Here is a 10016-nt window from a genome sequence, read left to right as displayed (position 1 = left end):
AGAAAAAATGTCAGTACCTGTAAAATACTGACATGAAATTTTAATATCGTGTATATGAAAATTTTTATCGGTGGCGTGGAGTGGTTGCGTCTTATTTGCGCCGCCGGCGGTGTTGTTTCATAAGCTCACGCGTGAAATCACGCTCGGCGTCTTTAAGCTGGAAGAGCTGACGTGGAGTGAGAATCTGTTTGAATTCCTTGAAATATTTCATCTCTATTTCATTCTCCCGGCCTTTAAGCTCATAGACAGCTTCGGCAGCTTTCTCATATTCAAGATCTGTGGCCTTGCTGTCTTTTTTCAGGGTCTGGCGGTAGAGCTTTTCCGTTTCGCCCTGCGCTTTGCGTATTTCCTCGTCCATAGTTGTGTAAAGCGGGAGGAATTTAGCCTTCTGCTCATCAGTCAGGACAAGTTTTTTTGCTATGAAGTCGTTTTTGTACTGCTGCATTTCTTTCATCCATACTTCACGTTCACGGCCGGATGGTCTTGTCTGGGCGCTTAGAGGCAAGATAATCGTGGAAAGGATGAGGATGAGTGAAAGGGCAATCTTTTTCATAGGAATGTTGGAATAGTTGCTGAGGTTTGTCTGTCAGAAGAATGTGTAGTAGATATTCTGAAAGATGACTTTAATGTTTTTTAGATTTCAGAGAGCGGAAATTCAGGTGAATCGGGCAAAGAGACTGAATCGGCCACGTCTACCACCATTCCCATGTCGGTCTCTTCCGGGTCAAAACCGGTCTCGTAGAGGTCTTCCATGAGCTGATAGTCGTTGACATCACATTCATTGATGAAATAGTCATTGATGAAATGGTCGTTGCCTATTGCAGCTGTCATCACGGGGTTATTTTCGATTTGAAGGCCGTATGAGTCGGAGCGCATCAGATCAAACATCTTCATCATGCACCATACACCCATAAACATGGCTGCAAGGTAGACATAGGGCCTGACCTTCTGCCAGAATGACCTCGGCATCACCTTGGATGCCGGGCTCTCCCATTCCTTTTCAGGGAGCGAAGCCATCATTTTAGCCGCGAAATCGTCGAAATAACCATCTGGAACGGTCATTCCGTCGTTTCGGTCGACTTTTGTTAATATATCTTTCATCGGTGTCTGTTTTTTTGAAGCTTAAGGACTTGTTTTGCCTATTTTAACTGTTAGACTCTTCTAAGGTCGTGAAGTTTAATCGCTATCTTCGAAAAATTGTTCGATTTTTTTGACGGCAAGGTGGTAAGATGCTTTCAAAGCTCCGACCGATGTCCCCATTATTTCCGACATCTGTTCATATTTCATATCGTCGTAGTATCGCATATTGAAAACGAGGCGCTGTTTTTCAGGGAGGGTGGCTATGGCCTCACGCAGTCTCTGTGCAAGCCTGTCGCCGTCGATGTTGGTGTCGGCCTGAATAAGGGATATCATTCCGGATTCCTCGTCGTCGAGTGAGAGTCCGCGTCTTTTGCGTTCTTTTTCAAGGAATGAAAGGCTCTCGTTGATGGCTATTTTATATAGCCATGTCGACAGTTTTGCATCGCCTCTGAAATTTTCGATGTTTTGCCATGCTTTCAGAAAGGTGTTTTGCAGAATATCGTCAGTATCCTCGTGAGACTGGACCGTGCGTCGTATCTGGCGATAGAGCGGTTCGGAGTAGGTCTTGATAAGGTCGCCGAAAGCCTCGCGGCACGTCGAAGGATCTCTCAGGCGTTCCACAAGTTTTTCATCGTCAAGTTTTGCCTCTTTGCTCATAAGGATTGGGTGGGTTAATAGCACTAATTTCTACAAAAGTATTGAAAAAACAGATTTATCCCTAATAAAAACGCATAATAGTTGTTAAAATGCCAATTCTGCGGTTTGAGTCTGTCTTGCTGAATATGGCCGTGTGGGAAATGAAATATGGTATAGATAATGTGTAGTGCGGATGGAGCCTTGTCCGGGTCATATAGTGGCCGTGGCGAGCTCCATCCGCAGTGTGGATAAAATCACGTGGATGATTATTCTCTATTCGTTGGCGTAGGACAGTACGGTCGGGCTTTCAACGTCAACTCCGTATTCGCGTGCGTGTTCCAATATGGCCTTGGCCAGTTTTGGCTTCATATCTTCCGGGCAATATCTGAAATATGCTTCAGCGGCTCTGACATGTGCGGCATCCGGCATCGGATACTCGCGCCGTTCCGGCAGCCCGTATACGCTGTCGGGTAGATCTTTCCGTTCTTCGTAAGAGATTCTGTCGCTCATTGGATCTTGATATGTTTATCGGTCAGGCTTTTTAAAGATTGAAACGGAAACCGACTTGGAGAAGGCCCTGTGCGCCGAAGCCGAGTTCGCCGAAGAAGCTTGTCACTCGGCTGAGACCAACCTCCGCTCCTAAGGGAGAGGCTTGAAATGCGAAGTAAGCCTTGTTCTCTGACCAGTCGTCGACGGTGATGTGAGTGATGTCGACACCGACTCCCAGATGGGCATAGAGCTTGACAATGCTGTTGCGGTAATAGTCATAACGGCCGTTGAGCATGATTACATGGTAGTAGGCGTTGGCATCGTCCTCATGTTTGTAGCTTGCGCTTGAGAATGTGTAGCTCGCTCCGAGATAGAAGCTTGGAGCAACCTTGAAGTTGACACCGGCTGTAAGAGCGCCCCATGCGTTGTTGATTGTACCACCGTCGTGCATGTCGGTCGCATCCATCTGTGTGTAGCCGCCATAACCGATTTGAAGCTGTGCTCTTTGAGCATGTGCACTAATGGCCATCCCGATGACGGCACACATGATAAGAAGAATTTTTTTCATTACTGTTGTTGTTAAATGTAAGTAATAATAGTTGATGATAAACGTGTCAGGTGGTTGAGGAGGAGGTGGCAGTGGAGCAAAAAATTAATGTGACGGCAGCATTTGCTTTCCGTCACATTAATTAACAATTGAAGTATGAATTTTGTTTAATACCAGCTGACGCCATTTGAGTATGATGACCGTTTATCGTATTTGAGATCGGCGAGAAGTGATGATTTGACCGAAATATGGAAATTGTAGCTCTTGTACGGACCTACAGGGACGAAGCTTGCCCGCATGGTGAAGCAGTGCATGTCGCGGGATATATTACAGTTCATGTAGGCAAGTTTTTTTGTGTCGAAGTTATAGCTCGCGGAGAATCCGAAATTCCAGTTGGCAGTAGGGCGGATGTTGCCTGAGAACGAGAGGTTCTGGGTTATCTTGCCTTTGTATTCAAGCTTGTCGTAGTCAAACTCGCCGTAGCCGTAGTTGACCGAGTAGTTGAACGTCAGATTCCACGGGACAGACCATTTCATATAACCGTCGTCGTCAAACTCCATATTTGAACTTTTTTTGCTTTTGCGTTTGTCGCTACCCTGATAGTCTGACGTATCTTCGGCAAAATTCTGGTCCATGGAGTTGTTCTTGTCGTTGTTCTTGTCGTTGTTCTTATCGTTGTTCTTATCTTTGTCCTTGTCTCTGCCAAAGAGTTTTTTGAAGGTGTCGTTGTTGAATGTGTAGCTGAACGAAGTGCCGGTACTTGAAAGCTTGCCCCAGCCTTTGCCTTCGGAAATACGGAGCTTGTTGACCCTGACAGGATTTCCTGCGGCATTGAGCGCGTAGGTGTAGACATCCCATGTCGCCGACAGGTTAAGATTGAAATTCTTGACGAGTCTGAGCATGATGGATGTGTTGAGGTTTGACCATCGCATCGAGTCGGCGGCAAAGTTGTAGCTTTGTGAGAGCGTCAGGTTTTCTATCAGCGAGACTTTTTTCTCCCCGATGGAGTCGTTGTCAGACTTGACCTTCATTTCAAGGTTATTGGCGAGCGATATGCTGAGCGCTCCGGTTTTGCCCTGACCCGGTACGCCGAACAGTGAATTCGGGAAGTAGGAATAGGTGCGTGTCTGCATGTTGCCCTGAGCGTCGGGATACTGATAGTTGCCGTAGTAGCCGAAGAACGGTGACGCGAAATCGGGAGCGCCTGAGAAGGATATGGTCGGTGTCAGGACGTGGCGTATCATTTTCACCTTGTCGCCGAGAAACGGCAGCGGCTGGAAGAAGCCGTAGATTTTTGTATCAAGGGCCACTGCGGCGTTGAAGTCCCATACATTATAGAAACTGTATGTGGTGTCGAGCACTTCGGCCGATGCGTTAGGATCCCACTGGCGACGCACCTTTGTAGTATACATGCGGTCGGTGAGATTGATGGATGGCGTGAGATTGAGATATTTGAAGAGGTTGAACGTAGCGCTTACCGGGATGCTGTGGCGCATGCCGTTGCGCCAGTCTTTCACGAGGCTCTTCTTGAAGAACTCGTCTTGTTTCGCTGTCAGTGAATTGTTGAATTGTCCCGAATAAGAGAGCTTGATTTTCTCATACCATTTTTCTTCGCCGACCGCGCGTTTGCGTTTGAAAGGATAGACCTGCGACATTGTAAGTGTGAAGTTCGGGAACGAGACCGCAAGAGTGGAGTCTTGTGAACGCTGCGAGACATTGGCGGTGGTCGACAGTGACCATTTCGAGTTGGGGAAACGGTAGGTCATGTTGACAGTGCTGCTCTTTGTGTTCTGGGTGAAGTCGTTGGAATAGTATGAATTCAGGTCGTTGCGTGTATATCCGCTTGTAGTGAAGTTGACACTCGCCGAGAGGCTCATGTTGGGATTGGCCTTGGAATCCTGACTGTGGCTCCAGAGGACCTGAAAGTTGGTCGATTTGGAATAGTCGGGCATTCCCTTGTCGCCGGTGACGGTCTGAAGATAGGATATGTTGAAATTTCCCGAATACTTGTAGCGTTTCACGTAGGCGGAGTTTGCACGCAGACCCCATGAGCCAAGGGTGTAGATTTCGCCTGTTAGCGCAAGGTCCATGTTGTCGCTGATGGCAAAGTAATATCCTCCGTTGCTCAGATAATAGCCACGGTTGTAGTCGTCGCCGAACGATGGAAAGATGATGCCCGACGAATATTTTTCGGAGAATGGGAAGTAGCCGAACGGCACTGCAAGAGGGAGTGGAAGTCCGGCGAGCACCATGTAGGCAGGGCCGCTTACCACATCTTTGCCCGGACGCATCTTAGCCTTCGTCATCTGGAGATAGAAGTGAGGATGGTCATGGTCGTCGCATGTGGTGTATTTGGCATTTTGCGTATAATATGTGTCTTCGCCGACCTTTTTGGTCTGGCCGCCCACCACATATCCTTCGCCCTGCTGAGTCTTGACATTGGTGATGAATCCTTGTTCGGTCTTGAAATTGTAGCGCATTGTCTCCGACTCATAGCTTGTGCCGTTGTCTTCGAAGACCGGTGTCCCGAATGCGTCGCCGATAGAGTCTATGCCTCCGATGGCGTAGACCGTAGAGTTGTCAAGATTCATCTGGATTTCCTGCGCGTCAAGCTTCAGAGTGCCGTATTCCACTTTGGAGCTGCCATACATATATGCGTTGTTGCGTCCGTAGAGCACAAGGGAGTCTTTGGCTGAAAAGTCGACGGCGTTGTCAAGGTCGACTTTCGATCGGACAATCCGCGAGCCTTTTTCAGGCGGTGCTATTCGCGTGCGACTCAGACGTCGGCGGCGCGTGGTGTCGGCCACATATGTGTGTCGGTTTATTACGGATGTAGCCGAATCAGCGGCGTAGCCGAGTGAATCGCCGGCGATCGCAGAGGCCGAGTCGGGATATTGTGCGGAGTCGGCCGGCAGCAGAGTGCGGTCCATAACGGCAGACCGTGAAGAGGACTGCAGTTCTGTGTCGGGACTGGCTGTCATGCGACGCTGCAGAAGGCGTGACAGAGAGTCGGAATGCGGACGCGCGGACATGCTTTCCGCCGAATCAGTCACAGCGGGAAGCGGTCCGGAAGGGACTGCGACAGAATCAGGGTCGACCTGACGTGGGAATGCGCCCATCGAGAGGGCGCATAGTAGCACTAAAGCAACTATGTAGATGTGAGAAGATCTCAAATTCGCACCTTAGATATAATGTTCGATTCATATTGCCGTCAGTCAATGTGACAACGGCAATGATTTTACCGTTAACTTGTGGAAAATCGGTGCAAAGATATAATATAATCCCAATATAGGCAACTTGTGCGCAGGCTTTGTGACATTTAATTAATGTGAAATCATTGGATTCCGGACCATAGACCGCTTATAGCGGAAAATAAAGTGGACTTGAAAATTATAATTTATATGGCCGTGCTGATTACTGATTGTAATTTTTTGTGTAATTTTGCACCGCATAAGTAACATTCGCTTTCGATAGCGATTACCAATTTTTTTTATTAGATGTCACGACAACACTTCGATACTCTTGATTTCAAGATTCTTGAGATGCTCTCCAATAATGCGCGCAAGCCATTTCTCGAAATTGCGCGGGAAACCAATGTTTCGGGAGCGGCCATACACCAGCGCATACAAAAACTAACATCCTCTGGCATTATACGTGGGTTTGAGACCATCATCGATCCGCCTTCGGTTGGCTATGAGACATGCGCCTACATAGGTTTTATCCTCAATGACCCCACAAAGTTCGATGAAGTCGTTGAGCGCCTGAAGGCGATTCCCGAAGTTGTCGACTGCCATTTCACCACCGGCAGCTATGATGTGTTTGCCAAGATATTCGCCCATAATAACGCGCATCTTCTTGAAGTGATCCACAAAAAACTGCGTCTAGGTATCGGACGTACGGAAACACTAATCTCTTTTAAAGAGGTGTTTAAACGCCCGATTCCGATTCTGCATGAAAACATGGAATAAAAAAACGTTATAGATTTGATAGACAAGAATACATTCGGCAGTAAGACGGCGTTGTTCCACACATTCGGGTGCAAGCTGAATTTTGCCGAGACATCAACTGTCGCCCGCATTTTTGCATCGAAAGGCATACAGCGTGTACATGAAGGCGATGTGCCCGACTATGTGGTCATCAACAGCTGTAGTGTCACTGATATAGCCGATAAAAAATGCCGTCAGGCAATCCGTTCATTCGCGCGTCGCTATCCTGATGCGCGAATTGTCGTCACAGGCTGTTATGCACAGCTTAAACCTGATGAAGTCAAGGCATTGCCCGGAGTCGCTGTTGTAGCCGGCACGGACCGTAAACTTGAACTCGCCGACTATCTCGACAAGGTGCTTGCCGAAGGTGAGGCCGACGAGACAGAGGGGGCGACATTCATAACCCCCACCAAGGATATCAGGCGTTTCAGCCCTTCGTGCTCTCGCGGAGACCGTACACGCTATTTCCTCAAGGTGCAGGACGGATGTGACTACTATTGCTCCTATTGCACTATTCCGATGGCCCGTGGTCGCAGCCGTTCCGGCTCGATCGACGAGATTGTCGCGCAGGCACGCGAGGTCGCAGCCGAGGGTGGCAAGGAAATAGTCATCACAGGTGTGAATATCGGTGATTTCGGCAAAGGCACTGACGAGACTTTCATTGAGCTTTGCCGGCGTCTCGATGAGGTCGAAGGCATAGAGCGTTACCGTATTTCGTCAATCGAGCCGAATCTGCTGACCGATGAGCTTATTGATTTCGTAGCGCAGTCGCGTCGGTTCATGCCTCATTTCCATATCCCGCTCCAGTGTGGCAGTGACGAGGTGTTGCGGCTAATGCGCCGGCGTTATGACACGGCATTGTTCCGAAGCAAAATCGAACACATCAGGCGGGTGATGCCTGATGCCTTTATCGGTGTGGACCTTATAGTGGGTGCGAGAGGGGAGACGCTTGAACGGTTTGAAGAGTCAAGAGCGTTTGTCGACTCGCTGCCTATCTCGCGCCTGCATGTGTTTACCTATAGTGAACGTCCCGGCACACGGGCGCTCGACATTGACCATGAGGTCAGTCAGGAGGAGAAGCACCGCCGCACACGCATCATGCTTGCCATCTCCGAACGGAAGCTGAAAGAATTCACTGAGCGTTTTATAGGGACTGTCAGGCCGATGCTTGCCGAGCATCCCCGTCTCGACGGCTCAATGGCCGGGTTTACGGATAATTATCTGCGTGTGAACATTAAGCCTCAACCGGAATTGTCGAACACCATCTGCGACGTGCGCATAGTCTCGATGCACCCCGAAGGTGAGGAGTCGGAAGGAGAAGTGTGTCTATGAGCGGACCGGTGGCTAAAGAAAATCGTGCCGCGGTCATAATACTCAACTGGAATGGCGCCCGGTTTCTGCGAGAATATCTCCCGTCGGTCGTAAGGCACACACCGTCTGATATAGCAGATGTCATTGTGGCTGACAACGGATCGACCGATGGATCACTTGAGGTGCTTCGCGATGAATTCCCGCAGGTTAAGCGTATTGAATTCAGCGAGAACCACGGTTTCGCAGAGGGATATAATCTTGCAGTCGGCCGTGTGAGGGCTGATTATAAATACACAGTGCTTCTGAATTCGGATGTGAAGGTCGATGATGACTGGCTGACACCTATGTGGCGGTTCATGGAGTCGCATCCGGAGGCGGGTGCGCTTCAGCCGAAATTGCTGTCGCTCATAACTCCGACTGAATTTGAATATGCCGGTGCGATGGGCGGTTTCCTCGACCGTAACGGTTATCCGTATTGCCGTGGACGTATTTTTGATACAGTAGAGACTGACAAGGGGCAATATGACACTCCGATGGAGGTGATGTGGGCCTCGGGGGCATCATTGATGGTTGACAATGAGCTGTATCTGCGTCTTGGAGGGCTTGACCGTGAGTTTTTCGCCCACATGGAGGAGATTGACCTGTGCTGGCGCATCCGGCTTGCCGGGCGGCAGGTGTGGGCAATTCCTGAATCGCATGTCTATCATCTCGGCGGTGGAAGCCTTCCGGCATCGAACCCTAAAAAGACATATCTGAATTTCCGCAACAATTTGCTGATGCTCCACAAGAATCTTCCTGCCTGTGTCAGAACGAAGCGTCTGCTGTGGCGACGGATTCTCGATGCGATGGCTTGGTGCAAATTTATTGCGGGATTCGATCTGAAAAATGCGTCGGCTGTTTTAAAGGCACATCGTGACTACAGAAGGATGTGCCGGCTTTATGACAGGTGTGACGCTAAGGTCGATCTTCTTGACGGAGAAGTGAATATCCTGACCGAATATTTCATGAAAGGCCACAAGCGTTTTTCAGATTTGCAGAAATAAACAAAAGCCGCGCATTCACATCATTGAGATGGCATGCGTGGCTTTTTGTATATACATTAATAAAATATGTGTTGTCTACAGCCCTAAGATCCGGCTTATCGTTGGAATCTGGTCAGTGGCTGATTGGGCGGGTCGGATGGGGACGACCGTGCCATATTGACGTGCGAGCCAATATTCGTCGGTTTCGGGGTTGTCGGGCTCTTCGTTGAATAGTTTGCCGGTTAGCCAGTAGAAAGTCTTGCCGTGTGGAGTAGCATAGGTGGCATATTCTTCGGTCCAGTGGCTTTTGGCGGCTCTGACCACCTTAAGGCCGAGCGGGGTGCATTTAGCCGGAAAGTTTACATTGAGACAGATTCCATCAGGAAGCCCATGATTGATGACTTTCTGCGTGATTTCCTCGATGAAAGGAGTCGTCGGATCGAAATCGGCGTTAGGAGAGTGGCTGAGGAGCGAATAACCGATTGACGGAATTCCGAGAGTGCATCCTTCCATTGTAGCGCCCATTGTCCCTGAGTAAATATTGTTGACACCGGAGTTTGAGCCATGATTTATGCCTGATAGCAGAAGATCGGGTTTGCGGTCGAGTACGGCGAACATCGCGAGCTTGACGCAGTCGACAGGGGTTCCGCTTGTAGTGAATACCTTTGCGCTGTCAATCGGGGCATGCTCGTTGACATAGAGCGGAGTGTTTACGGTGATTGCCGATGACTTCCCGGACTGAGGCGTGTCGGGGGCTACAACGACCACATCTCCGAGCCTGACGGCTATTCTGACCAGATGTTCGAGTCCTCGTGCTCCGAGTCCGTCATCGTTAGTAATAAGTATGAGCGGGCGTTTATCCATAATTCGTTCGATTGTCGTGTGTATATTTTTGACAAAATTACGATAAAATGCCAACTAATCGTATGCCGGATTGTTAAATTT

10 protein-coding genes are annotated in these 10016 nt (G+C 49.0%); 3 read left to right on the top strand and 7 right to left on the bottom strand.

Annotated elements, in window-relative coordinates; translation table 11 throughout:
• Positions 1 to 91 precede the first annotated feature (91 nt).
• The 6 genes from E7747_RS15225 to E7747_RS15200 form a co-directional block, all read right to left on the bottom strand.
• A complete protein-coding gene (locus E7747_RS15225; RefSeq protein WP_123615019.1) occupies positions 92 to 553 on the bottom strand; it encodes a Spy/CpxP family protein refolding chaperone in 462 nt (153 codons plus the stop codon).
• A gap of 80 nt (positions 554 to 633) precedes the next feature.
• Positions 634 to 1101, bottom strand: a complete 468-nt coding sequence (locus tag E7747_RS15220) for a hypothetical protein (RefSeq protein ID WP_123615020.1) — start codon at positions 1099 to 1101, stop codon at positions 634 to 636.
• Positions 1102 to 1176: 75 nt separating this feature from the next.
• Positions 1177 to 1737, bottom strand: a complete 561-nt coding sequence (locus tag E7747_RS15215; protein WP_123615021.1) for an RNA polymerase sigma factor — start codon at positions 1735 to 1737, stop codon at positions 1177 to 1179.
• A gap of 252 nt (positions 1738 to 1989) precedes the next feature.
• Entirely contained in the window at positions 1990 to 2226 is a 237-nt protein-coding gene (locus tag E7747_RS15210; protein ID WP_123615022.1) for a hypothetical protein, read from the bottom strand.
• A gap of 31 nt (positions 2227 to 2257) precedes the next feature.
• A complete protein-coding gene (locus E7747_RS15205; RefSeq protein WP_136416850.1) occupies positions 2258 to 2773 on the bottom strand; it encodes an outer membrane beta-barrel protein in 516 nt (171 codons plus the stop codon).
• A gap of 146 nt (positions 2774 to 2919) precedes the next feature.
• Entirely contained in the window at positions 2920 to 5925 is a 3006-nt protein-coding gene (locus E7747_RS15200) for a putative LPS assembly protein LptD (RefSeq protein ID WP_136416848.1), read from the bottom strand.
• A gap of 324 nt (positions 5926 to 6249) precedes the next feature.
• On the opposite strand from E7747_RS15200, the gene E7747_RS15195 reads away from it, so the two are divergent.
• Genes E7747_RS15195 through E7747_RS15185 form a run of 3 tightly spaced genes read left to right on the top strand, consistent with a single transcriptional unit; the run spans position 6250 to position 9092 of the window.
• Complete coding sequence (locus E7747_RS15195) at positions 6250 to 6720, top strand: Lrp/AsnC family transcriptional regulator (RefSeq protein ID WP_123615025.1); 471 nt, start codon at positions 6250 to 6252, stop codon at positions 6718 to 6720.
• A gap of 15 nt (positions 6721 to 6735) precedes the next feature.
• A complete protein-coding gene (gene mtaB / locus E7747_RS15190; RefSeq protein WP_136416846.1) occupies positions 6736 to 8070 on the top strand; it encodes a tRNA (N(6)-L-threonylcarbamoyladenosine(37)-C(2))-methylthiotransferase MtaB in 1335 nt (444 codons plus the stop codon).
• Positions 8067 to 9092 (top strand): glycosyltransferase family 2 protein, encoded by a 1026-nt coding sequence (locus tag E7747_RS15185; RefSeq protein WP_136417139.1) that lies wholly within the window; start codon positions 8067 to 8069, stop codon positions 9090 to 9092. The genes mtaB and E7747_RS15185 overlap by 4 nt, the downstream gene beginning before the upstream one ends.
• Before the next feature lie 75 nt (positions 9093 to 9167).
• Here E7747_RS15185 and surE read toward each other — a convergent pair whose 3' ends face one another.
• A complete protein-coding gene (gene surE / locus E7747_RS15180; RefSeq protein ID WP_123615028.1) occupies positions 9168 to 9935 on the bottom strand; it encodes a 5'/3'-nucleotidase SurE in 768 nt (255 codons plus the stop codon).
• Positions 9936 to 10016: the final 81 nt, after the last annotated feature.

This window comes from Duncaniella dubosii (genome assembly GCF_004803915.1).
GTDB classification, from domain to species: domain Bacteria; phylum Bacteroidota; class Bacteroidia; order Bacteroidales; family Muribaculaceae; genus Duncaniella; species Duncaniella dubosii.
The sequence above is the reverse complement of the archived record's forward strand: the minus strand, read 5'-3'. Positions and strand labels throughout refer to the sequence as shown.